This is a genomic window from Streptomyces sp. NBC_00234 (assembly GCF_036195325.1).
In the GTDB taxonomy this organism is placed as follows: Bacteria; Actinomycetota; Actinomycetes; order Streptomycetales; family Streptomycetaceae; genus Streptomyces.
In genome coordinates, this window is record NZ_CP108101.1 from 2,813,124 (window position 1) to 2,835,242 (window position 22,119).

Genomic DNA, 22,119 nt, shown 5'->3' on the forward strand with positions numbered 1-22,119 from the left:
TTCGCCTCGAGTGAATCGCTGTGCACCCGATGCGGAACTCTCCCAACCCTCACTCCCTGCGCATAGATGACAACGTGGCGCATGCATGCCACCTGACACACATACGCCACGGGTCTCAACCAGGTTCGCCCGTCAGGGACTTGAGTCGAGAGGGACCGGTTACCCGGTTCAGTGCGTGCTGCCGACCGTCACCGCGAGGTTCCCGAGCCCGCCGCCCGCACCGCGGACGATGACGGAGCCGAAGGGTGTGCGCAGCCGGAGCCACGGGCCCGAGGCCAGCAGGGTCACCGGGAAGTCCGGTGCGGCGCGCAGGAAGCCCAGGGACTGGGCGGCGTGGACGGCGCGCAGCGGAAGCTGCGTGGTGCCGACGGTGCGGGACCAGATCTCGCGGCCGAGCCGGTCGCGTTCGGCCCTGGTACGGCGGTCCTCGGGCAGTTCCTCGTCGCGGGTACGGAACTCCGCGACAGCGGCCGTGAGCTGGGCGCGCAGGGCCATCGGGTCCGGCAGTCCGGACCGTTCGCGCCAGCCGCCGCGCGGCGGGAGCACGCCCGTCCACGGCGGTCCCGTGACCGGCGCGGGGACGGCGCCGGAGCCGGTCGACTCCTCCAGCGATTCGAGGAGTTCACCGGCGGACACGGTCACGTCGAACTCGTGCGTGCCGGTCAGCCGCGCCGTCCGGATCGCGAGGACCTCGAACGACGGCGGCCGGCCGAACACGGCCAGTGCGCCGCCGCCGGCCTGCAGGCGGACGGCGGCGGCCCGGTCGTAGTGGAGCAGCCGGCCGAGGAAGGCGGCGAGATCCGCCGCCTCCCTCGCGTCGGCGAACTGCAGCGACCGCACGGGCACCGTCATACTGCGGCGGGCTCCTCGGCCAGGAACTCCTGGAGGAAGAGCTTCTCCTCCGGGGAGATCCGCCGGGGCCGCTCCTCGGCCAGGTTGTACGGGACGACAACGGTCGACGCCCGTACGTACACCTGCTCCGGGTCCTTGATCTCGTACGCGATCGTGAGCGAAGCGGCACCTATCTTCGTGACCCACGACTCGACGGTCACCGGGGCGTGCCGGTGGACCAGCGGCCGTACGTAGTCGATCTCGTGCCGGGCCACGACGGACCCGCCCGAGAAGGACGGCGAGCCGTCCCCCGGCGCCAGCCGGAACATGAAGTCGATGCGCGCCTCCTCCAGATAGCGGAGGAAGACCACGTTGTTGACGTGGCCGAAGGCATCCATGTCCGACCAGCGCAGCGGGCAGCTGTAGATATGACGAGCCAAGACGATCAGCCTCGCGTGAGCTTCTTGTACGTGGCACGGTGCGGGCGGACCGCGTCCGCGCCGAGACGCTCGACCTTGTTCTTCTCGTACGACTCGAAGTTGCCCTCGAACCAGTACCACTTGGACTCGCCCTCGTACGCCAGGATGTGCGTGGCGACTCGGTCGAGGAACCAGCGGTCGTGGGAGATGACCACGGCCGCACCGGGGAACTCCAGCAGCGCGTTCTCGAGCGAGGACAGGGTCTCGACGTCGAGGTCGTTGGTGGGCTCGTCGAGGAGCAGCAGGTTGCCGCCCTCCTTGAGCGTCAGCGCCAGGTTGAGGCGGTTGCGCTCACCACCGGACAGGACACCGGCCGGCTTCTGCTGGTCCGGGCCCTTGAAGCCGAACGCGGAGACGTACGCCCGCGACGGCATCTCGACCTGGCCGACGTTGATGTAGTCCAGCTCGTCCGACACGACGGCCCAGAGGGTCTTCTTCGGGTCGATGTTGGCGCGGGACTGGTCGACGTAGGAGATCTTGACCGTGTCGCCGACCTTGATGCCGCCGGAGTCCGGCGTCTCCAGGCCCTGGATCATCTTGAACAGCGTGGTCTTGCCCGCACCGTTCGGACCGATGATGCCGACGATGCCGTTGCGCGGCAGCGTGAAGGACAGGTCGTCGATGAGGACCTTGTCGCCGAACGCCTTCGAGAGGTTCTCGACCTCGACGACGATGGACCCGAGCCGCGGGCCCGGCGGAATCTGGATCTCCTCGAAGTCCAGCTTCCGCATCTTGTCCGCCTCGGCCGCCATCTCCTCGTAACGGGCGAGACGTGCCTTGGACTTGGTCTGCCGGCCCTTGGCGTTGGAGCGGACCCACTCCAGCTCTTCCTTGAGCCGCTTCTGGCGCTTCTCGTCCTTGCGGCCCTCGACCTTGAGGCGCGCCTGCTTCTTCTCCAGGTAAGTGGAGTAGTTGCCCTCGTAGGCGATGGCGCGGCCGCGGTCGAGCTCGAGGATCCACTCGGCGACGTTGTTCAGGAAGTACCGGTCGTGGGTCACGGCGATGACGCAGCCCGCGTACTTCGAGAGGTGCTGCTCCAGCCAGTTCACCGACTCGGCGTCGAGGTGGTTGGTGGGCTCGTCGAGGAGGAGCAGGTCCGGGGCCTCGATGAGGAGCTTGCAGAGCGCGACACGGCGCTTCTCGCCACCGGAGAGGTTGGTGACGGGCCAGTCGCCGGGCGGGCAGCCCAGGGCGTCCATGGCCTGCTCAAGCTGCGCGTCCAGGTCCCACGCGTTGGCGTGGTCCAGGTCCTCCTGGAGCTTGCCCATCTCGTCCATGAGCGCGTCGGAGTAGTCGGTCGCCATGAGCTCGGCGACCTCGTTGAAGCGCTTGAGCTTGCCCATGATCTCGGCTGCGCCGTCCTGGACGTTCTCCAGGACGGTCTTCGACTCGTCGAGCTTCGGCTCCTGCATGAGGATGCCGACGCTGAACCCGGGCGTGATGTACGCCTCGCCGTTGGACGGCTGCTCGAGGCCCGCCATGATCTTCAGCACCGTGGACTTACCGGCACCGTTGGGTCCCACGACACCGATCTTTGCGCCGGGCAGGAAGTTCAGGGTGACGTCATCGAGAATCACCTTGTCGCCGTGCGCCTTGCGCGTCTTGCGCATGGTGTAGATGAACTCAGCCAAGAGAAACCGTCCGGCAGCAATAGAGGTGTGGGCAGATACACCCCATCTTGCCTGACGGCTACCTCTTGACGGAAACCAGTCTCATCAGGGACCTGTGACCTGCCCCTTCACCATGAGGGCCGGTAGCCGACCCGTCACCGGTCGTCGCGCTCGATCCACGTCGACGGCCTCGATGGCGCCGGCGCGCGTGGCGGAGACGGGGTGGCAGGGGCGGCGGACCGCGGTCGGGAGGCGCTTGAGCGCCCCACGGCGGCGTCGCTGCCAGGACGGTTTCAAGAGCGCTGTCGCCCCTCTGCGGCGAGTGCGTTCGACAGCCTGTACCGGATCCGCACGTTCCGGTACTCCACGCCGACGTCGACCGGATCGGCCAGGTTCGTCCTCGTGCACACCGTGACCGAGCGAGTGCCGGGGCTCCCACTGAATCGGACGTCCGCCCGCGGTGCTTCGCGGAAACGGAGCCGGTCGGCCGCCACGGTGGTGGTGAACTCGATCTCCGCGTGCCGGTGTTCATGCCTTCACGGAGGGTGGCCGTCGTCCTCCTTCTCCCGCACCCGCTTCGTCTTGCGACGAGGCGCTTCAGCACTCCGTCGCGCCCGCCCCTCGTCACCTTCGGCGGCCCGGCGCCTTCGCGCGGGTCCTTCGCGCGCGGGCTTCTTCTCCGCGCGGCCTCTCGTGCCCCCGGCCTTCTTGGCGCGCTTGGCGCGCTTGGCGCCGCCACTCTCCGTGTCGGTGTCCGGCAGCGTGTCGCCGACCCGCGCAGCGGCTCCCTCCACCGTGTCCCCGGTCCGTTCCGCGAGCTCCGCGACCGCGCTGCCCGTGTCGTCACCCAGGCTCTCGACCGCGGCCCCGGCTCCGCGCCCCACGTCCTCCACCGCCCTGCCGGCACCACGCCCGACCTCGTCGAGCGTACGGCCGGCCCCGGTGCCCACCTCACGCGCGGCGGCCCCGACGCCCGAGGTCAGGTCCCTGAGGATGTCCGGGTTTCGGTCGATGGTCGTCAGAACCCTGCCAATGGCCTCCACGACGTTGTCCAGGCGCACCTTCAGCAGCGCCTGCGCCTCCACGCCCTTGATGTCGAGATGGACGGCGCCCAGCTCCACGTACGCCCCCACATTCAGCCGGAGCAGGTCGTGCACCTCCGCCTGGAGCGACACCCTCGCGCGCAGGTCCTCGACGTCCAGGGCGATCTCGTCGACCTTCAGCAGGGGGATGTCGAGGAGAACGTCCGGCTCCTCGGACTCCGCACCGACGGGCTCCTCGTCGGCGTATTCGTCGATGTCATCGACGTCGGCTTCCGGCACATCCTCTGTGCCCTCGTCTGTGCCCTCGTCGTCCATGGCGCTCCTCGAGAACGCGTACGGAATGGGATCCGGGATCTTTCCGATCCTTCCACCGCCCATGGGGGGCCGCCACCGGTCGGCAGGCTGCCCGCCGCCGCCCCGGAGGGTGTTCCGGGCGCTGTGCGGGGCCGACCTCCCGAGCGCTGCCCCCGGTACGCGCTCCGGACGCCTCCGCCCGGATCCGGGAACGCCCCGGGCCCGGTACGCGGAGGCGTACCGGGCCCGGAACAGGCGCGTGATCAGGGTGCGCCGGTGGTCATTCGCTCACTCGCCGTCGCCGGTCGGCTTCTTCCGGCGCAGGAGGAGGACCGCGCCGCCGCCGATGACGACGAGCGCGATGGCGATGCCCGCGATGATCGGGGTGGCGCTGGAACCGCCGGTCTCGGCGAGGTCGCCCTCGAGCCCTGTGGAGCTGGTGCCGGTGGAGGCCGGGACGGGCTGCCTGGCGCTCTGCGTACCGATCCCGCCCTTGTCCTCGGAGGCGGTGTCGGCCGCGGTCGCGCAGTCCAGGACGCCCGTGAAGCGCTTCTGGAGGCCGCCGGGCCCGGTGATCGTGAAGTCGTACGCCTGGTCCTCGGCGACGGGGATCGTCACGGTCCTGGTGGCTCCCGCGGCGATCGTGTGCTCGAAGCCGGCCAGCTCGAAGGTGAAGGGTGCGTCACCCTGGTTGCTCGCGGTGATGTCGACGCCGCCCTCGGCGCAGTTCTTCCTCGCGCTGAGGGCCGGGACCGCACCCACCTCGGCCCAGGTGGCGGTGGCGTGGGCGGAGACCGTGGATTCGCTGGACCCGGCGAGGATCTGCGTCTGGCTCCGGGTGACACCGGCGAAGGCCCGGCCGACCGGTACGGACGTGGTCGCCTGCACCGTCAGCGCGGCGGAACCGTCGGTGGCGTCCTTCGGTATGTCGAAGTAGAGCCGCGCGCCGTCGACCGCCGAGGTGACGGGCTTGCCGTTCTTGTCGGTGATTCTGACACCGCTGGCGGCGTCGGCGGGCGGCGTCAGGGAGACCTGGCCGGCGTTGGTCCGGACGGTGACCGGCCCGAGCCGCTCACCGGCCCGGCCGGAGACCGCGGCGGGCTCCAGGGCCAGGGACGCCCTGGGCTCGGCGGAGTCGGAGGCGTGCTTCGCCAGCCAGTCGGCGAGCTTCTCGGCCTGCGGGTCGGCGGCCTCGACCCGGACGTCGTCCGAGAACCGCCAGATGGCCACCTGCGTCCCGGCCGCCGCGGTCTGCTCGGTGAGCGGTCCCGTACCGGCCAGGCGCGCGAGGCCCGCGAGGTCGTCGACGCGGGGGTAGGAGTGCTGGAGGATCCAGCGGATCTTCCCTGCGTTCCTGTTGGCCCCGAGCGAGGTCTGGTCCCAGGAGGTCTCCAGGTACTTCGCCTGGTCCTGGGTGGCGTTGTGGATGTCGACGCAGTACGTCTTGAGCTTGCCGCCGCCCTCGACGGTCATCTCGAAGAGACCTGCGGGGATCACCTGGGTGGTGTTCTTCCCGCCGTCCTCGCCCTCGATGTGGAGCACCGCGCGGTCGAAGGTCTTCAGCCCGTCGAGGACCGCGGTCGCCCCGCCCTGGTGCTGAGGGGCGCTCTCGGCCGCCGCCACGGTCGCGCCGAGAAGGGTGCCTGCCGCGACGAGTCCGGTGACCAGCACGGTGGCGGCCAGTCCGGCGAGCCCTCCGGCGCGACCCCGTACGGAGCTCGTCGCCGGGGCCGCTGACTGCGGGCCGGACGGCGGAGCGGACGCACAGGACCCGGATGTTCCGGAAGACGCCGAGAACGCAGAAAACACAGAATTCCCCTCCGGGCGAGGACCTCGCGCTTGGTGCGCGTGTGGGGATTGCCTCGCCAGCAGACTCAAGTGCCCCATGAATACTGAGGAATCCTAAAGACCGAGCGAAGCACAGTCCCCCGTCATACGGTCCGACAACCATTCCGACTCGGAATCGTTATCGCGGGTATCCGGCATCCCCCTGCCGCTTTCAGGACACCGATGCGAGTTCCGTGGCCGGTTCCTGACGCTTCGCCGAATCCTCGCCGACGGCTTCCGCCTCCTTGGGCGTACGTGCCGTCAGGGAGGGTTCCGCCCTGAGCACGCGGCGGAACGCGGCCGTCCCCCGCGTCAGATCGTGGCCCGCCGCCACCGCCTCGATGTCCACGAAGGTCCTGCGCTGCCCCTCCCGTTCCTCCTCGCGCACCTTCAGACGGCCGTGCACGACCAGGGGTTCTCCGACGGAGACGGAACCCGCGAGGTTCGAGGCGAGCGTGCGCCAGGCCCAGACCGTGTAGAAGCTGGTGTGCCCGTCGGCCCAGAGCTGTTTCTCCCGGTCCCAGCGGCGGGCCGTCACGGCGAAGCGGAATCGTGCCATTCCGCCGGTGGCCGTTTCCCGGAACTCCACAGCGGTCGCCGCGTTTCCCACCAGCGTCACAAAGGTGTCGTTCATTTCCCCGTCTCCCGTCCGCACTCCGCGTAGCGGTCCGGTGCACACTCCGTGCACCGGCTTCCGTACCGACTTCATGCTGGACCGGAAACGGGAATCCCGCCGACGCCTGTGGACTACCGGCCGGTTGTGGAAATCTCCGTCACTGCCACGTACCTCTCCCGCACCTCGCGATAGCGCGCCAGCTCCGCCGACACCGGGTCGAGGACCCTGGCCCGGCCGCACCCGGCCGCCGCGTCGCGCAGCCGCCGCTCCGCCTCCTGCCCGTACCGCCGCGCCGGACCCCGCGCCGCCGCCGCGCACGACCACTCCACGAGCGGTCCGCCGATGACTCCGGCCAGCATCAGCAGCGCCGGTGCGACCAGGCCCGGTTCGAGTACGCCGACGATCTGGCCGAGCAGCCAGAGCCCGCCGAAGATCTGCAGCAGGGTCATCGACGCCTGCACCAGCACGGCGGCGGGCCACCAGGCCGGACGCGGCGGCTTGGCGCTCCGGCCGCCCGCCGGGACGACGGCGCCTCTGCCGGCCACCCCACCCGTCTCCGTACCGCCCGCGGGCCTGCCCCGGCCTTCCGCGGCGGCCGTCTGGGCCAGTTCGTCCAGGGCCTCCGGCAGCCCCTTCGCCCCGTTCACCGCCGCTTCGCGGACGGCCTGCGCCCACGGGGCAGGCAGCCCGGCGGAGGCGTCGTCCGCCACCGCCCGTACCGCCTGCTCGACCCGCTGCCGTGCGGTGATCTCCTCCTCCGGCGGGGCCAGGGCCAGCGCCTGGGCCATGCGGTCCAGGCCACCGAGCTGCCGGGTGGACTCGTACCAGCGCCAGAGCCGCAGCCAGGGCGTCCCGCAGGCCCGTCCGGCGTTCCGGCGCCACTCGCGCTCCGCCGCCTGGCCCGCGGCTGCCGCGCCGACCGCCTCCGCGAGCCGGTCGGTGAACTCCTCGCGCGCCAGCTCGCCGAGCCCGGCCCGCCCCTCGGCGACGTACACCGGCCGGAGCTGCGCCGCCGCCGCGTCCACATCGGCGGAGAGACGGCGTGCGGCGGCCGTGCGCTCCTGGACGAACCGGCCGAGCACCTCGCGCAGTTCACCCATTCCGTCGCCGGTGAGCGCGGACAGGGACATGACGGTGGCGCCGGGTTCGCCGTGCTCCCCCAGGGCCATGCCGTCCTCGTCGAGGAGTCTGCGCAGATCGTCGAGGACCAGCTCGGCGGCCTCCCCCGGCAGCCGGTCGATCTGGTTGAGGACGACGAAGGTGACCTCCGCGTGCCCGGCCAGCGGTCGCAGATAGCGCTCGTGGAGGGCCGCGTCGGCGTACTTCTCGGGGTCGACGACCCAGATCACCGCGTCGACCAGCGCCAGCACCCGGTCCACCTGGTCCCGGTGGCCGGACGCCGCCGAGTCGTGGTCGGGCAGGTCGATGAGGACGAGGCCCTGGAGCGCCGCGTCGGCCTCGGCGCCGCAGCCCGGCTGCGGCCTGCGCCGCAGCCGTCCCGGGATCGCGAGCCGGTCCAGGAGCCCGGCGGCCCCGTCGGTCCAGCTGCAGGCGATCGGCGACGCGGTCGTCGGCCGCCGCAGCCCGGTGTCGGAGATCTGTGCGCCCGCGAGGGAGTTGAACAGGGTGGACTTCCCGCTGCCGGTCGCCCCTGCGATGGCGACGACGGTGTGCCGGGAGGAGAGACGCTGACGGGCCGCGGCCTCGTCGAGCACCCGGCCGGCCTCGGCGAGGGTCTCGCGGTCCAGCCGGGCCCGTGACAGGCCGACGAGTTCGCGCAGCGAGTCGAGCCGCTGGGTGAGCGGCCCGCCGGACGGTACGTACGCCTCGACCTGGGGCCCCGCGTCGCCGTCCGGCCCCTCACCGGCCGCGTCGGCCTCCTTGGCGGCGGCAGCGGCGCGACGGGCGATCAGCCCGTCGTCCCAGCGCCCGTCCCGGTCCCCGCTCTTCGCCGGGCCGGACTCCTTTCCCCGCTCCCCCTCGTCCTCGCGCGGCTCCCGCGCCCCGGCCTTCCCGGCGTCGGGCCCCGGCCCCGGGTTCTGATCCTGGTCCTGGTCGGTGACGGCGGTCATGGCTGGACCCTCTCCTTCTGCAGTACGGACAGCGCGGCGATCAGCTCGGCCTGCGGCTCCGGCGCCACGTCGAGCGCATCGAGGGGCGCGAGCCGCCGGTCCCGCTCCCCGTGCATGACCTGGTCGAGATAGGTGGTGAGCAGGGCCCCGCCCTTGTCGCGCAGCCGCAGCGCGCCCTGGGCGCCGATCCGCTCGGCGAGCTGCTCCCCCGCGGTGCGGGCGCGACGCCCGCCGAGCAGGGCGGCGGCCAGCAGCGCGGCCACGGTCTCGGCGTCGGGGGCGACATTCCGTTCCAGGAGCCGCACCTCTTCCTCGGCCAGCTCTTCGAGGACGCGGCGCCAGCGTCGTACGGCCATGGCGATACGACCCTGGATGTCCTCGGCCGGTCCCCATCCGCCGGCTTCCCGTCCGGCGTCCTCGAAGCGGAACGCGCCGGAAGCCGGTTCCTGCCGCCACCTCGTGCGGATCTCGTCGTCGGCGGCGGCCACCGCCGACTGGAGCAGCGCCACCAGGCTCTCGACCAGCGCTTCCAGCAACTCCCCCGCGGAGCTGTCGAGGGGATAGCCGCGCCACCGGGTCCGGGCGTCCCCGGCGAGCACGGCGCCGCTCTGGAGCCTGGAACGGATCCGGGACGTCTCCTTGCGGTACGCCTCCTCGACGACGCCGGTCAGCCGCACCGAGGCCGCGTACTGGGCGGCGACGGCCCCGGCCAGCTCCGGCATCCGGACGTTCAGCGACTCCATGACCCCGGACGCCGTGCGCCCGACGGCCTGCTGACGGGCCGCCGGGTCATGGGCGCGGTGGGTGAGCCAGGCCCGCAGCGGGGCGACTGCGGTGGTGGGCAGCAGACCGCTGCCACCGCCCGCGGACTCGGGCAGCTCGGGGATGGTGAACCGGGGGATCTCGCCCAGCCCGGCCCTGGTGAGCAGGGCCGCGTACTGCCGGGAGACCTCGGCGATCACCTGGTGCGGCACCCGGTCGAGGACGGTGACGAGGGAGGCGTCGTACTCCTTGGCCGTACGCAGCAGATACCAGGGCACGGCGTCGGCGTACCGCGACGCGGTGGTCACCATCACCCAGACGTCGGCGGCGCAGATGAGTTCCGCGGCGAGCACGCGGTTCCGTACGACGAGGGAGTCGATGTCGGGCGCGTCCAGCAGCGCGAGACCGCGCGGCAGGCTGACGGCGGTCTCGACCCGCAGGGCAGCCTCCTCGTCGTCCCCGCCGGCGGCACCGAGGTCGTCCAGGCCGTCCGGGTCCCTGGCCTGACCCGGCGGCAGCCAGATCCTGGTCAGCTGCGGCAGCACCCGCACCCCGGCGAACCAGTGGTGGTCGTCCGGGTGGCAGACGAGCACCGGTGTCCGGGTCGTCGGACGCAGCACACCGGCCTGGCTGACCCGGCACCCCACGAGCGAGTTCACCAGCGTGGACTTGCCCGCGCCGGTCGAGCCACCGATCACCGCGAGCAGCGGAGCCTCGGGATCCTTGAGTCGTGGAAGCAGATAGTCGTCGAGCTGCGCGAGCAGCTCGACTCTGGTTTGCCGGGCCCGTTCGGCCCCTGGAAGAGGGAGTGGAAGACGCACGGCGGCGACACGGTCGCGCAGGGCGGAAAGTGCGTCGATGAGCTGAGGCCGTACGTCCATGGTCACCACATGCGAAGAATGCCCAATTTTGGCGCCTTTTTGAAGCGTATAGGCACCTCTGCGCGGCGGTTCCATCCTGGGGACAGACGGGACGAGTGGGGCGCAGGCATAACGAGTGCACAACACCCGGCGCGCGAGACGTCAAAAGCGGTGCATGAATCGCACCTACCTGCGATTATCGGTTCGCTTCACCGAACCTCCACATCGTGCCACGCAGGTGAAGCAACCGGGTCGAGGCGATCGGAGCCCTATCCTTGTCCCGGCAAGGTCAGGACCGGCCAGGACCGGCCCCGACCACAGGGCCCCAGGCCACCACCGGCCCCCGTAGCTCAGTGGATAGAGCAGGCGCCTTCTAAGCGCTTGGCCGCAGGTTCGAGTCCTGCCGGGGGCACACAGCTCGCACGACATCAGGCCCTCCCTCGGGAGGGCCTTTTTTGCAGGTCATCGCACGGTAGCGAGGGCGGCGTAGCGAACGCATAAGCGCCGGAACCTCCCCAGGTCACGGCGGGGAGGGTCCGGCGCTGTGCGGCTGTCACCGGGGTTCTGCGGGTGGCCACGGTGGATACGCGGTGGCCACCCAGGTCAACGAACTCACGGGGTCTACAAGACGCCTTGAGCGTCATCGTCGCCCTGGCCACGCTGCAAACCCTCTGGCGACGCGTGGGTGAGGCTGTCGGTACCGTGCAGCTCTCGGAGCGGACGACGACAGAGGCAACATGGGCGAGAACGCACCGCATCAAGACTTCCGGGTCGGCGACGTCCTGCGTGTGAGCTGCCCGCAGGCGCAGTGCCGAGTGGCCGAAGTGTCTCGTTTCTGTGCCTCGGTCGAGTGGCCATGGGCCGAGATCGATCCGGAATCTCAGTTCAGGTGGAATGGCCGGAGAGCCTTCGCGGTGTCGGCCGACTCCTCGGAATGGACCATGAGCCTGTTCAAGACCGACCCTGAGCCGTGGAACCTGCACGCTGGTGACAGCTGCCTCGTGGGCATACCTGAGACGCTGGTGCGGATCATTGATATCGGCCGCTACGACCCTCCACAGGATGTGGGCTGGCTTCCCCGCCCACACACGATGCTGGTCGTAGTGCCTGCCGACTACCCCGACGAGGCTCTCTCCGAGGACGACGGAGACACGATCGACCTTGACTCAGCGGCCCCGCTGACCATCGAGCTGGTGTCCCGGAGCTGACACGAACAGGGGCGTACGGCACCGATCAACGCCGAACCTCAGCGACAGCCGGACCAGGGTTCAGCGGACGTTCCTCATGGTCGAGATGGCGCCTCGATCGACCTGATAAGGATGAAGCCAGAGTGCAAAGCCGGTGGCGCCGGCATCGGCAGACGGACGGCGCCGCGCCGGCTTGACTCCGTCGTCGAGACTTCGCCGGAACCTCAGTGGTGCATCAGGTCGGACCTTTCCTGGCCCGGTTCCTCAGGGAGGAGGTACAGCCTCAAGTGCTGGCGGAGAAAGCTCTCCAACCGTGGAAGCTCGATGGCATCGGCTGGGATGTCACCGGGACGCGCACGGTAGAGGTCGACCAGCCGGGTCATCAGCTCCTCGTTGAGCAACGGCGCCTGATAGCGATCAATCGTTCCGATGTAGAAAAGCCAGCTGAACAGCCGGTTGGCGGGAGAGCGACCTTCACCTGCATGTAGGTTCTCCGGCTCGTGCTCCTCACTCCAGGAACCGACGTACAGGTAGGAGGCGCAACGCAGGACCTCGTCCAAAGTGGGGGTCGGATCGTCCTTGCAATTCCAATAGATCCGAGCCTCGTCCTCGGGTATGGGAGTCGGTGCGGCTGCCAACCACAGGTGGTAGATCTCTTCCACGACCGCAGTCTGGCATGCCGAGTCGCACGATCAACAGGGATCGAGAATGGCCGGGTGGACTGGGCCGCTGATCTCTGCCGTACAGCAGAGAAGTACAGCAACCACCCCGAATGCAGGCAATCGACGCCAACCGCGAGTGGCTACGCGACGAGCGCGCATGCCCTCAGTGACCGCCCCGCCCGTAGTTCGGCATCCATTGGGTCGCGGTGGACTGGTACGACGGCGCTGTCCGGCTGTCGCCGGGTTTCTACGGGTGGTCAGGCGCCCTTCGGGTGTCGGGAGACGGGGGCGGTCAGGCCGTCGCGGTCACCGAAAGGCAGTTGTACAGTCCGCCGTTGTCCGTCTGGCACACCTTGAGGGTGATCTTGGAGCCCTCGGGGAACGTGAGGTCCGCCGAATCGCTGTCGCCCGAGCCACCGGTGGCCCATACCTCTCCGGACTGTCCGCCGGCGGCCCAGGTCGCCTTGGCGTAGACGCCGTACCCGTCCGCGTGGGAGTCCCTGGCCGTCAGGCGCTCACCGTAGGCGGTGAAGTACCCGATTCCGGCTTCCTCCAGGTAGCTGTTGTCGGTCCAGAAGCGGACGTGACAGTCCACGGCGCCGGCGTCCTGCTCCGAGCCTTCGCAGAGCGACAGCGGCTGGGTCCAGGCGTACGACACCCCGGACATCGCACCGAACAGTGCGGCCGCACTGGCCGCCACGAGAATCGAACGCGCAAGTCGGCGCACGTGACCTCCCCTTGTTCCACGTTCGAGCGATCCTAGGAAAAGGAACGGGAGTTGAGGCTGGAGTGGCGCAAAGACGCCACTGTGAGCCTAGATCGTGAAGCGTACGGAGGTCAGCTCCTCCGAGAGCTGCCACAGGCGCGCGGCCGTCCCGGGGTCGGTTGCCGCGGGGGACAGACGCACCCGCGTCGGCGCGCCGCGCAGTTCCGCCGGGCCGTCCGGGCCGATGAAGTCGCCGCCCGCGATGTCCGGGGCGGTCGCCGCGTACAGCTGGGGCAGGGCGCCGTGGGCCGGGGACTGGGCGAGCAGGGGGTTGCCGATGCGGCCGAAGACGAAGCGCATCAGGCCCGTCGGCGCGGCCAGTTGCAGGTTGGTGGCCGTGTAGCCGGGGTGGGCCAGCACGCTGCGTACCGGGCTGCCGGCCTCGGTCAGCCGCCGGTGGAGCTCGTGGCCGAACAGGGCGTTGGCGAGCTTCGACTGGTCGTAGAAGGCCATCGGCCTGTACCCGCGCTCGCCGGAGAGGTCGTCGAAGCGGATGCGGCCCTGGCGGTGCTTGATCGAGCTGACCGTGACCACACGGGGGTCGCGCCCGTCGCCCAGCAGGCCGAGGAGCAGTCCGGTGAGCGCGAAGTGGCCGAGGTGGTTGGCGGCGAACTGGAGCTCGTGGCCCTGGGCGCTCAGCGAGCGCGGGGGCGCCATCACTCCGGCGTTGTTGACGAGCGCGTCCAGGCGCGGATGGTCCGCGCGCATCCCGGCGGCGAAGGCCCGGACCGAGTCGAGGTCGGCCAGGTCGAGGGGGCGCACCTCCAGGGCGGCGCCCGGCTGTGCCGCGGAGATCTCCGCGACGGCGCGGCGGCCCTTCTCCTCGTCGCGTACGGCGAGGATCACGCGCGCGCCGCGGCGGGCGAGCGCCCGGGTCGTCGCCAGGCCGAGGCCGCTGTTGGCTCCGGTGACGACGAACAGCCGCCCGGCCTGGTCCGGGATGTCCTCGGTGGTCCAGCGCTTCTTCTGCGTCATGTGACATACGTTGCCGCCGGTGGCACCAAGTGTCAAGACGATACCGAGTGTCATGTGTGGCATGGTGTGTACCATCGGCGAGGTGAGCTCCCGCCCTGAAACCAGCAGCCTGGCCCAGCGCAAGCGTCAGCTCGTGTCGGACGAACTGACCGAGGCCGCGCTGCAGTTGCTGGCGCTCAAGGGCTTCGACGTGGTCACCGTCGACGAGATCGTGACCACCGCCGGCGTGTCCAAGCGGACGTTTTTCCGGTACTTCGCGTCCAAGGAGGACGTGGTCGTCCAGTTCCTCGCCGACATGGGCACCGGTATGCGCGCGGAGCTGGCGGAGCGCCCCGCCGGTGAGCCGCCGTCCGTGGCGCTGCGGCACGCCGTCACGGTCCCGCTGGCCACCTGCGCCGACCACTCCGAGAGGGCGCTGCGCGTGGTCCAGCTGATTCTGCGTACGCCCGCCCTGCGCGCCCGCTTCCTGGAGCGGCAGGGGCAGTGGCACGACGATCTGACGGCCGAGCTGGGGCAGCGGCTCGGCCGCGATCCCGAAACCGACCTGTACCCGCGGATGGCCGCCGGGATGGCGCTGACCGCCTTCGACACCGTGCTCGCACGGTGGAGCGGCAGCGACGGGACGCAGGACCCCACCGAACTGATCGCGCGGGCTTTCGCCCTCGTCGCCCCCGCGCTGGATGCCGTGCGGGGGCAGGGCTGAGGAGTCCTCGGGTTCGGGGGCCCCGGCGCGTCCGGTGAGCAACGCCGTGGGGAGCGACCGCTGGTCGGCGGCCGCTCCCCCGGTGCGTTCAGGTCCCGCGCCGCCTCAGCGGCCGAAGGACGCGCCCAGTGCGGCCTTCACGGCGACCGTCGCGAGCGTCGCGTTGTTGATGGCCGACGAGCCCGTGGCCGTGGTGCCGGCCGTCGTGGCGGGGAAGAACCAGAGCGCGCCCGCGCCCGCGTCCTCTCCCGGGGCACCCACCGCGAGTTCCGCGCGGCCGTCCTTGTTGCCGTCGACGAAGGCCGCAGCCGCGCCGAACCTGTCGTTGAGCTCGGCGACTCCGGCCACGCCCGCCGTGTCCTGGTTGAAGCCCTTGGTCCCCGTACCCGTGGGGCCGGTGGAGGTGCCGGGCATCACCAGGACCGCGCCCGCCCGCGCGACCGTTCCGAGCGCCTCGCCCGAGACACCCACCGCGACGTCCCCGTAGCCGTCGCCGTTGGTGTCGCCGATCGCGACGGACGAACCGAAGCCGTCCGACGCCTCCGCCGCACCGGGGATGCCCGCCGAGTCCTGGTTGAAGACCTTCGTCCTGGTGCCCTGCGCGCCGGTGGCTCCGCCCGGTACGTAGGTGACCATGCCGCCCTTGGCGAGCGGCAGGTCGAGGTCGCTGTCGTAGCCGTCGACGGATCGTCCGACGACGAGGTCGGCGTAGACGTCACCGTTGACCCGGCCGACGGCGAGGTGTTCGCCGCCCTCGATCGCGTAGCCGTCGGCGCCCTTGACCGGGGCGAGAGGCCCCAGGCCGGTGGCGCCACCGGCGGCGACGGCGACCGAGCGGCTGTCGTACTCGTCGCCGGAGTGCCGGAGCGCGACGACGTCGTCGCGGCCGTCCCCGTTGACGTCGCCGGAGGCGAGGTCGAGGTAGCGCATGTCGTCCATGTCGGGGTAGGCGGTGGTGCCGGCCGCGGCTCCCGCACGGGTGAAGGGGCCCGACAGGGTCTGGAGGTCGGCCCACTTGACGGTGGCGAGGTCCGGGGCGCCGTCTCCGTTGAAGTCGCCCGCCGTGAGCCGGCCGCCGACCCCGTCGTACTGCTCGCCCGTGTAGAGCGTGGCGCCTCCGGACAGGCCGCTCGCCCCGCCCCAGACGACGGTCAGCAGGCCCGTGCGCTCGACGGTGCCGTCCTTCTCGGTCTCGGCGCCGACCACCAGGTCGCTGTAGCCGTCCCGGTCGAGGTCGGCGGAGACGATCGCGCTGCCGAAGGCGTCACCGGCCTCCGCCACGTCGGGGACACCCGCCGAGTCCTGGGTGACGATCTGCTTGGTGGCGGTCGCCGGACCGCTCGCGGAGCCGTAGACCACACCGACGTAACCCGCCCCCGCCTTGCCGTTGACGGTGGCGCCGGGTGCGGCGACCGCGAGGTCGGCGAATCCGTCGCCGTTGTAGTCGGTACGGCCCGGGACCGGGGCGACCGGTGCCGTCGGCGCAGCGGCGGACGCGGTCGCGCGCGCAGGGGCCGCCGCCTGGGCCGCGGGTGCGGTGACGACCGCGGCGGCGGCCACGGTGATGGCGAGTGCCACGGTCGTTCCGAATGCTCGGGATGCCACACGGACTCCTTAACGAGAGTTCAAGAGAAATTCTCTGTGCTGAATCGGTGAGTACGCGGGGGTGTGTCCTGCATACGCTGAGACGGGCGGGACCCGGTAAGGGTTGTGCGCCGCCCGTGGCCGGATCCGCCGATTCGGGAACGGCATCAGGCGTACGGCGCCCTATCCTTGATCACTCGTCACGGCGGCCGGCCGGGGCGCCGGGGACGGGAGCGATGGCGTGGGCACAGAGGTGCGGCTCGTGGCGGGCGCGAGTCTGCCGGTGCACGCCGACGGCATCCGACGGGTGTACGCGGAGGTGTTCTCGGCCCCGCCGTGGGACGAGGACGAGGCCATGGCCGGCCTCTACGTGGAACGGCTGGCCGCCGACGCGCAGCGGCCCGGGTTCACGGCCGCGCTCGCGTTCGACGGGGACACGGTGGTCGGATTCGCCACCGCCTGGTCCACGCCCGAGTCCTTTCCGGAGGACCGCAGTTACGGACACGTGGCCGCCGCCCTCGGGCCGGAGCGGACCACCGCCTGGCTGTGCGGCGGGCTCGAGGTCGACGAACTCGCCGTCACCGCACGGGCGCGCGGCACGGGCCTGGGCGCGGCCCTTCTCACGACGGTCACGGGTCCGGCGGCGGACGGCCGTTGCTGGCTGCTGACCTCGGTCCGCGCGCAGGGGGCGCTGCGCTTCTACCAGCGGGCCGGCTGGTACCAGGTGCCCGTGACGGTGCCCGGCAGAGCGGCCCTGACGGTCCTGCTGGGCCCCCGGCACCCGGCCCGACCGGACGCGTCGGGACCGGATGCGCCACGGCCGGAAGGCTCCTGACGGGGCGTCGGCGGCACCGGGCGCCTCGGACGGCTCCCGACCCTGGCATGAATCGTTTCAGAAAACGGGGAAGATAGGGGGCAGGCCGGAACACTGTCAAGTGTTCCGGCCCATTCGGCCCGTTCAGGTCGCAGCCCCACGTTCCCTCACGAACTTCCCACCACCAACCCATTGACTGCGCCCGCAATCCCCGTTTAGCTTCCGAGCAACCTCATTGAAACCTTTCACGGCGGGTGGAGACCGACTCGACCCCACCGCTGAGGAGCTCCCATGAACCAGTCCGCCACGGGCCCGGCCCCGGTCCTGGCCCTGAAGGGCGTGAGCAAGTCCTTCGGAGCCGTACGGGCCCTGCAGGACGTGTCTCTGAGCCTCTTCCCCGGCGAGGCCCACGCAGTCGCCGGGGAGAACGGCGCGGGGAAATCCACCCTCATCAAGGCCCTCGCCGGGGTCCACCGGCCCGACAGCGGGCAGGTGCTGCTTGACGGCGAGCCCGTCGTGTTCCACGGCCCGGCCGATGCCCGCGACGCGGGTATCGCGGTCATCTACCAGGAACCGACGCTCTTCCCCGACCTGTCGATCGCCGAGAACATCTTCATGGGCCGCCAGCCGCGACGCGCGTTCGGCCGGATCGACCACCAGGCGGTGCGCGAGACCACCGCGGCCCTGATGCGCCGGCTCGGAGTCGATCTGGCCCCGGACCGGCCGGCCCGCGGCCTCTCCATCGCCGACCAGCAGATCGTCGAGATCGCCAAGGCGCTCTCCTTCGACGCCCGGGTCCTGATCATGGACGAGCCGACGGCCGCGCTGACCGGCAGCGAGACGGCCCGGCTCTTCTCCGTCGTACAGACACTGCGGGCCGAGGGCGCCGCCGTGCTGTTCATCTCGCACCGCCTCGACGAGATCTTCGAGCTGTGCCAGCGCGTGACGACCCTGCGCGACGGCCGGTGGATCTCCTCCGAGCCGCTGGACGGGCTCACCGAGGACGATCTCGTACGCAGGATGGTCGGGCGCGATCTCGGCGACCTCTATCCGAAGCAGGACGCCGAGGTCGGCGAAGTCGCCCTGTCGGTACGGCGGCTGACCCGCGAAGGCGTCTTCCGCGACGTGTCGTTCGAGGTCAGGCGCGGGGAGATCGTGGCACTCGCCGGACTCGTCGGCGCCGGGCGCACCGAGGTCGCCCAGGCCGTCTTCGGCGTCGACCGCGCGGACGCCGGCGAGGTCCGGGTGAACGGCACGGTCCTGCGGGCCGGTTCGCCCACCGCCGCGATGGCCGCCGGGCTCGCGCTCGTCCCCGAGGACCGGCGCCAGCGCGGGCTCGTCATGGATATGTCGATCGAGCGCAACATCGGTCTCACCGGTCTGGACGAGGTCCGGCGGGGAGGTCTCGTCAGCCGCGCCCTGGAACACGACCGGGCCGCCGACTGGGCCGTACGCCTCCAGCTCAAGTACAACCGCCTCGCCGACGCCGTCGGCGTCCTGTCCGGCGGGAACCAGCAGAAGGTCGTCCTGGCCAAATGGCTGGCCACCGAACCGTGCGTGCTCGTCGTCGACGAACCGACGCGCGGCATCGACGTCGGCACCAAGGCCGAGGTCCACCGGCTGCTCTCCTCACTCGCCGCGGAAGGACTCGCCGTACTGATGATCTCCTCCGACCTCCCCGAGGTCATCGGGATGGCGGACCGCGTCCTCGTCATGCACGAGGGCCGGCTCGTCGCCGAGATCCCGCGCGCGACGGCCACCGAGGAATCGGTGATGGCGGCGGCGACCGGACTGGGCGGAAGGACGGCGGCATGACCACCACCATCGAGAGCCCTCCGGAGACCGGCCGGAAGGCTCCGGCGAGGAGCGCGGCCTCCCTCATGGACGCCGTCTTCCGGGCCCGTGAGATCTCCATCGCCGGGGCGCTGCTGCTGCTGATCCTCGGTACCTACCTCGCCAACCCGCGGTTCCTGTCCGACCAGGGCATCAAGGACCTGCTGCTCAACGCCTCAATCCTGGTGCTGCTCGCGGTCGGCCAGTCGGCCGTCGTCATCACCCGCAACATCGATCTGTCGGTGGGGTCCGTCGTCGGCCTCTCGGCGTTCGCCTGCGGCAGATTCGTCGCCGGGACCGACCACGGCGTGGTGACGGTGATGCTGCTCGGGATCGCCATCGGCGTGGTGTGCGGGCTGGTGTCCGGCGCCCTCGTGAGCTTCGGCAAGGTGCCGGCCCTCGTCGTGACGCTCGGCATGCTCTACATCATCCAGGGCGTCGACTACTGGTGGGCGCAGGGCGACCAGATCAGCGCCGCCGAGGTGCCGGAGCAGATCCTGGGGCTCGGCAGCGGCAGCCTCCTCGGCGTGCCGTATCTGCCGCTCGTCACCGTGGTGCTGCTCGCGGCGACCGCGTACTTCCTGCGCAGCTACCGCTCGGGCCGTGAGCTGTACGCGATCGGGTCGAGCCCCGAGGCCGCCCGGCTCGCCGGTGTGCCGATCCGGCGCCGGGTGCTCGCCGCGTACGCCTTCTCCGGCGCCGTCGCCGGTTTCGCCGGCGCCCTCTGGCTGGCGCGCTTCGGCACGGTGGTGGCGGACAACGCGCACGGCTGGGAACTCACCGTCGTCAGCGCGGTAGTCGTCGGCGGCGTCGCCATCACCGGCGGCACCGGCACCGTCTGGGGCGCGGCCCTCGGCGCCCTGCTGCTCACCACCATCGGCAGTGTCCTGGTCGTCCTGAAGGTGGACTCCTTCTGGCAGGGCGCCATCACCGGCGCACTGCTGCTGCTGGCCATCAGCGTCGACCGGATCGTGAACCTGCGGATGACCGCCGCACTGAGGAAGAGGAGCGCCCGCCATGACCATGGCGCCTGAGACGACGGCGGCCCCGCAGCCGCCCGCGAAGACCCGCTCCGGCGCCGGTCTCCTGCGCTCCCTCGCGCTGCGCTGGGACACCGCGGTCGGTGTGCTGCTGGTGGCGGTGCTGGCGGTCGGCCTCGGTACGACGGAGGGCTTCGGATCGAGCGGGAATCTCGCCTTCGCCTTCAACGACATCGCCGAAGTCGCCCTGATCGCCCTCCCGATGACGCTGCTGGTGGTCGCGGGCCAGGTCGATCTGTCCGTCGCCTCCATGCTGGGTCTGGGCAGCGCGCTGACCGGTGCGCTGTGGGAGGCGGGCTGGGCGTTCGAGACGATCGTGCCGGTGGTGCTCCTGGTGGGCGTCGCCGGAGGGCTCCTCAACGGCTGGCTGGTCACACGGGTGGGCCTGCCGTCCCTCGCCGTCACGATCGGCACCCTGGCGCTCTACCGGGGTCTGGCCTCGGTGGCGCTCGGCAGCGACGCGGTGACCGACTTCCCGCAGGTGTACGCGGACTGGGCCGTCGACACCACGACGGTGCCCGGCACCTTCCTCACGTATCCGGTCCTCCTCTTCGTCGTGCTGGCGGCCGTCACCGCGGTGGTGCTGCACGCCACCGGCCTGGGCCGCTCGCTGTTCGCGATCGGCGCCCAGGAGGAGGCCGCGTACTTCGCGGGCATCCGGGTCAAGCGCATCAAGCTGCTGCTGTTCGTGGTGACCGGGCTGTTCGCCTCGTTCGCGGGGATCGTCTTCACCCTGCGGTACGGAAGTGCCCGCGCCGACAACGGACTCGGCTTCGAGATGCTCGTCATCGCCTCCGTCCTGCTCGGCGGCACCGACTTCGACGGCGGAAAGGGCACGCTCTTCGGCGCGGTCGCCGGTGTCCTGCTGATCGGGGTCCTGAAGAACCTGCTCACCCTCAACGACATCGCCAACGAGGTCCAGGTCATCGTGACCGGTCTGCTGCTCGTCGCGTCGGTCCTGACCCCGCGGGTGATCGCGTCGGTCGTCGAACGAAGGCACCGGCGCGCCGCGAACGCGCCCGCCCAGTAACGGAACTCCCCTCCTCCGCACCCCGTCGAAAGGCACAACGCCGCCATGATGCTCCGCAATGCCGCCGGGCGCCGCGCCGTCGCGACCGCCGCCACCGCCCTCTCCCTCGCCCTGGCCCTCACCGCCTGCTCCGGCACCACCAAGGACAGCAAGGGGAGCGGCGCCGCGAAGGCGGGCAGCTCCGCGAAGGCCGATCCGGACGCGCCGCTGAAGAAGGGCCTGAAGCTGGCCTTCCTGCCCAAGCAGATCAACAACCCGTACGAGAAGATCGTCGACGAGGCGGGTATCGCGGCGGCGAAGGAGTACGGCGGCACGGGCAAGGAGGTCGGCCCGTCCGACGCCAACGCCTCCTCGCAGGTCTCCTACATCAACACCCTGATCCAGCAGCGCCAGGACGCCATCCTGATCGCGGCCAACGACCCCAACGCGGTGTGCGGCCCGCTCAAGCAGGCCATGAAGAAGGACATCAAGGTCGTCGCGTACGACTCCGACACGGCGCAGGACTGCCGTCAGCTCTTCATCAACCAGGCCAGCTCCGAGCAGATCGGCCGCAGTCTCGTCCAGCACCTCGGTGAGCAGCTCGGCCACAAGGGCAAGATCGCGATTCTCTCGGCCACGCAGAACGCGACGAACCAGAACACCTGGATCGAGTTCATGAAGAAGGAGCTCGAACTTCCCGCGTACAAGGACATGGAGCTGGTCAAGGTCGCGTACGGGGACGACGCCGACCAGAAGTCGTTCCAGCAGACGCAGGGGCTGATGCAGGCGTACCCCGACCTCAAGGGCATCATCTCGCCCACCACGGTCGGTATCGCGGCTGCCGCCCGCTACCTCAGCGACTCCTCGTACAAGGGCAAGGTCGTCCTCAACGGGCTCGGGACACCGAACCAGATGCGGAAGTACGTCAAGGACGGCACCGTCGAGCAGTTCTCGCTGTGGAATCCCGAGGAGCTCGGCTACCTCGGTTCGTACGCGGCGGCGGCACTGGCCTCGGGGCAGATCACCGGTGCCGAGGGCGAGACGTTCACGGCGGGCAAGCTCGGCGAGTACACGGTGGGCAGGAACGGCGAGGTGATCCTCGGCGAGCCGACGGTCTTCGACGCCGAGAACATCGACCAGTTCAACTTCTGA

General features: G+C 70.7%; 19 protein-coding genes and 1 tRNA gene. 8 read left to right on the forward strand and 12 right to left on the reverse strand.

Going from position 1 to position 22,119, the window contains the following annotated elements; all coding sequences use genetic code 11:
• Positions 1 to 168 precede the first annotated feature (168 nt).
• From OG230_RS12250 to OG230_RS12285, 8 genes are all read right to left on the reverse strand, one after another.
• Positions 169 to 852: a hypothetical protein gene (locus OG230_RS12250; RefSeq protein WP_328910213.1), complete on the reverse strand. Its 684-nt coding sequence runs from the start codon at positions 850 to 852 to the stop codon at positions 169 to 171.
• Positions 849 to 1,271, reverse strand: a complete 423-nt coding sequence (locus OG230_RS12255; RefSeq protein WP_328910214.1) for an acyl-CoA thioesterase — start codon at positions 1,269 to 1,271, stop codon at positions 849 to 851. Before OG230_RS12255 ends, OG230_RS12250 begins: the two co-directional genes overlap by 4 nt.
• Before the next feature lie 5 nt (positions 1,272 to 1,276).
• Positions 1,277 to 2,941, reverse strand: coding sequence for an energy-dependent translational throttle protein EttA (gene ettA, locus OG230_RS12260; RefSeq protein ID WP_328910215.1), 1,665 nt, complete (start codon positions 2,939 to 2,941; stop codon positions 1,277 to 1,279).
• A gap of 515 nt (positions 2,942 to 3,456) precedes the next feature.
• Entirely contained in the window at positions 3,457 to 4,278 is an 822-nt protein-coding gene (locus OG230_RS12265) for a hypothetical protein (RefSeq protein ID WP_328910216.1), read from the reverse strand.
• Between the two features lie 267 nt (positions 4,279 to 4,545).
• Positions 4,546 to 6,066: an LAETG motif-containing sortase-dependent surface protein gene (locus OG230_RS12270; protein ID WP_328910217.1), complete on the reverse strand. Its 1,521-nt coding sequence runs from the start codon at positions 6,064 to 6,066 to the stop codon at positions 4,546 to 4,548.
• A 190-nt stretch (positions 6,067 to 6,256) separates the two neighbouring features.
• Entirely contained in the window at positions 6,257 to 6,718 is a 462-nt protein-coding gene (locus OG230_RS12275; protein ID WP_328910218.1) for a single-stranded DNA-binding protein, read from the reverse strand.
• Between the two features lie 113 nt (positions 6,719 to 6,831).
• On the reverse strand, positions 6,832 to 8,772 hold the full coding sequence (locus OG230_RS12280) for a GTPase (RefSeq protein ID WP_328910219.1): 1,941 nt from the start codon (positions 8,770 to 8,772) through the stop codon (positions 6,832 to 6,834).
• Positions 8,769 to 10,415 (reverse strand): dynamin family protein, encoded by a 1,647-nt coding sequence (locus OG230_RS12285; protein ID WP_328910220.1) that lies wholly within the window; start codon positions 10,413 to 10,415, stop codon positions 8,769 to 8,771. Before OG230_RS12285 ends, OG230_RS12280 begins: the two co-directional genes overlap by 4 nt.
• A 318-nt stretch (positions 10,416 to 10,733) precedes the next feature.
• Between OG230_RS12285 and OG230_RS12290 the strand changes: the two genes are divergently transcribed.
• Together OG230_RS12290 and OG230_RS12295 are read left to right on the forward strand one after the other, a co-directional pair.
• Positions 10,734 to 10,806 (forward strand) — tRNA-Arg (locus OG230_RS12290).
• A 325-nt stretch (positions 10,807 to 11,131) separates the two neighbouring features.
• Entirely contained in the window at positions 11,132 to 11,602 is a 471-nt protein-coding gene (locus OG230_RS12295; RefSeq protein WP_328910221.1) for a hypothetical protein, read from the forward strand.
• 203 nt (positions 11,603 to 11,805) lie between these two features.
• Here the strand turns inward: OG230_RS12295 and OG230_RS12300 are convergent, their stop codons facing one another.
• The 3 genes from OG230_RS12300 to OG230_RS12310 all read right to left on the reverse strand — a co-directional run bounded on the left by OG230_RS12300 (position 11,806) and on the right by OG230_RS12310 (position 13,984).
• Entirely contained in the window at positions 11,806 to 12,243 is a 438-nt protein-coding gene (locus tag OG230_RS12300; RefSeq protein ID WP_328910222.1) for a hypothetical protein, read from the reverse strand.
• Between the two features lie 292 nt (positions 12,244 to 12,535).
• Positions 12,536 to 12,970, reverse strand: a complete 435-nt coding sequence (locus tag OG230_RS12305; RefSeq protein WP_328910223.1) for a hypothetical protein — start codon at positions 12,968 to 12,970, stop codon at positions 12,536 to 12,538.
• Between the two features lie 87 nt (positions 12,971 to 13,057).
• Positions 13,058 to 13,984, reverse strand: a complete 927-nt coding sequence (locus tag OG230_RS12310) for an oxidoreductase (RefSeq protein WP_328910224.1) — start codon at positions 13,982 to 13,984, stop codon at positions 13,058 to 13,060.
• 61 nt (positions 13,985 to 14,045) lie between these two features.
• On the opposite strand from OG230_RS12310, the gene OG230_RS12315 reads away from it, so the two are divergent.
• Positions 14,046 to 14,687, forward strand: a complete 642-nt coding sequence (locus tag OG230_RS12315) for an acyl-CoA-like ligand-binding transcription factor (RefSeq protein WP_328910225.1) — start codon at positions 14,046 to 14,048, stop codon at positions 14,685 to 14,687.
• A 105-nt stretch (positions 14,688 to 14,792) separates the two neighbouring features.
• Here OG230_RS12315 and OG230_RS12320 read toward each other — a convergent pair whose 3' ends face one another.
• Positions 14,793 to 16,292 carry an FG-GAP repeat protein gene (locus OG230_RS12320; protein ID WP_328910226.1) on the reverse strand — a complete coding sequence of 500 codons (1,500 nt, stop codon included), beginning with the start codon at positions 16,290 to 16,292 and terminating at the stop codon, positions 14,793 to 14,795.
• Between the two features lie 220 nt (positions 16,293 to 16,512).
• Between OG230_RS12320 and OG230_RS12325 the strand changes: the two genes are divergently transcribed.
• The 5 genes from OG230_RS12325 to rhaS all read left to right on the forward strand — a co-directional run bounded on the left by OG230_RS12325 (position 16,513) and on the right by rhaS (position 22,119).
• On the forward strand, positions 16,513 to 17,106 hold the full coding sequence (locus OG230_RS12325; RefSeq protein ID WP_328910227.1) for a GNAT family N-acetyltransferase: 594 nt from the start codon (positions 16,513 to 16,515) through the stop codon (positions 17,104 to 17,106).
• Between the two features lie 270 nt (positions 17,107 to 17,376).
• The gene (locus OG230_RS12330) at positions 17,377 to 18,900 is read left to right on the forward strand and encodes a sugar ABC transporter ATP-binding protein (protein WP_328910228.1); all 1,524 of its coding nucleotides are present in this window, start codon (positions 17,377 to 17,379) and stop codon (positions 18,898 to 18,900) included.
• The gene (locus tag OG230_RS12335) at positions 18,897 to 19,952 is read left to right on the forward strand and encodes an ABC transporter permease (RefSeq protein ID WP_328910229.1); all 1,056 of its coding nucleotides are present in this window, start codon (positions 18,897 to 18,899) and stop codon (positions 19,950 to 19,952) included. The genes OG230_RS12330 and OG230_RS12335 overlap by 4 nt, the downstream gene beginning before the upstream one ends.
• Entirely contained in the window at positions 19,936 to 20,988 is a 1,053-nt protein-coding gene (locus OG230_RS12340; protein WP_328910230.1) for an ABC transporter permease, read from the forward strand. Before OG230_RS12335 ends, OG230_RS12340 begins: the two co-directional genes overlap by 17 nt.
• A gap of 45 nt (positions 20,989 to 21,033) precedes the next feature.
• Positions 21,034 to 22,119 (forward strand): rhamnose ABC transporter substrate-binding protein, encoded by a 1,086-nt coding sequence (gene rhaS / locus OG230_RS12345; protein WP_328910231.1) that lies wholly within the window; start codon positions 21,034 to 21,036, stop codon positions 22,117 to 22,119.

Bases quoted from the DNA above. Each gene is read 5' to 3' on its own strand.
- OG230_RS12285 (WP_328910220.1), bottom strand. From the start codon at position 10,415: ATGGACGTACGGCCTCAGCTCATCGACGCACTTTCCGCCCTGCGCGAC.
- OG230_RS12335 (WP_328910229.1), top strand. From the start codon at position 18,897: ATGACCACCACCATCGAGAGCCCTCCGGAGACCGGCCGGAAGGCTCCG.
- OG230_RS12250 (WP_328910213.1), bottom strand. From the start codon at position 852: ATGACGGTGCCCGTGCGGTCGCTGCAGTTCGCCGACGCGAGGGAGGCG.
- OG230_RS12340 (WP_328910230.1), top strand. From the start codon at position 19,936: ATGACCATGGCGCCTGAGACGACGGCGGCCCCGCAGCCGCCCGCGAAG.
- OG230_RS12295 (WP_328910221.1), top strand. From the start codon at position 11,132: ATGGGCGAGAACGCACCGCATCAAGACTTCCGGGTCGGCGACGTCCTG.
- rhaS (WP_328910231.1), top strand. From the start codon at position 21,034: ATGATGCTCCGCAATGCCGCCGGGCGCCGCGCCGTCGCGACCGCCGCC.
- OG230_RS12310 (WP_328910224.1), bottom strand. From the start codon at position 13,984: ATGACGCAGAAGAAGCGCTGGACCACCGAGGACATCCCGGACCAGGCC.
- OG230_RS12330 (WP_328910228.1), top strand. From the start codon at position 17,377: ATGAACCAGTCCGCCACGGGCCCGGCCCCGGTCCTGGCCCTGAAGGGC.
- OG230_RS12315 (WP_328910225.1), top strand. From the start codon at position 14,046: ATGGTGTGTACCATCGGCGAGGTGAGCTCCCGCCCTGAAACCAGCAGC.
- OG230_RS12265 (WP_328910216.1), bottom strand. From the start codon at position 4,278: ATGGACGACGAGGGCACAGACGAGGGCACAGAGGATGTGCCGGAAGCC.
- OG230_RS12275 (WP_328910218.1), bottom strand. From the start codon at position 6,718: ATGAACGACACCTTTGTGACGCTGGTGGGAAACGCGGCGACCGCTGTG.
- OG230_RS12280 (WP_328910219.1), bottom strand. From the start codon at position 8,772: ATGACCGCCGTCACCGACCAGGACCAGGATCAGAACCCGGGGCCGGGG.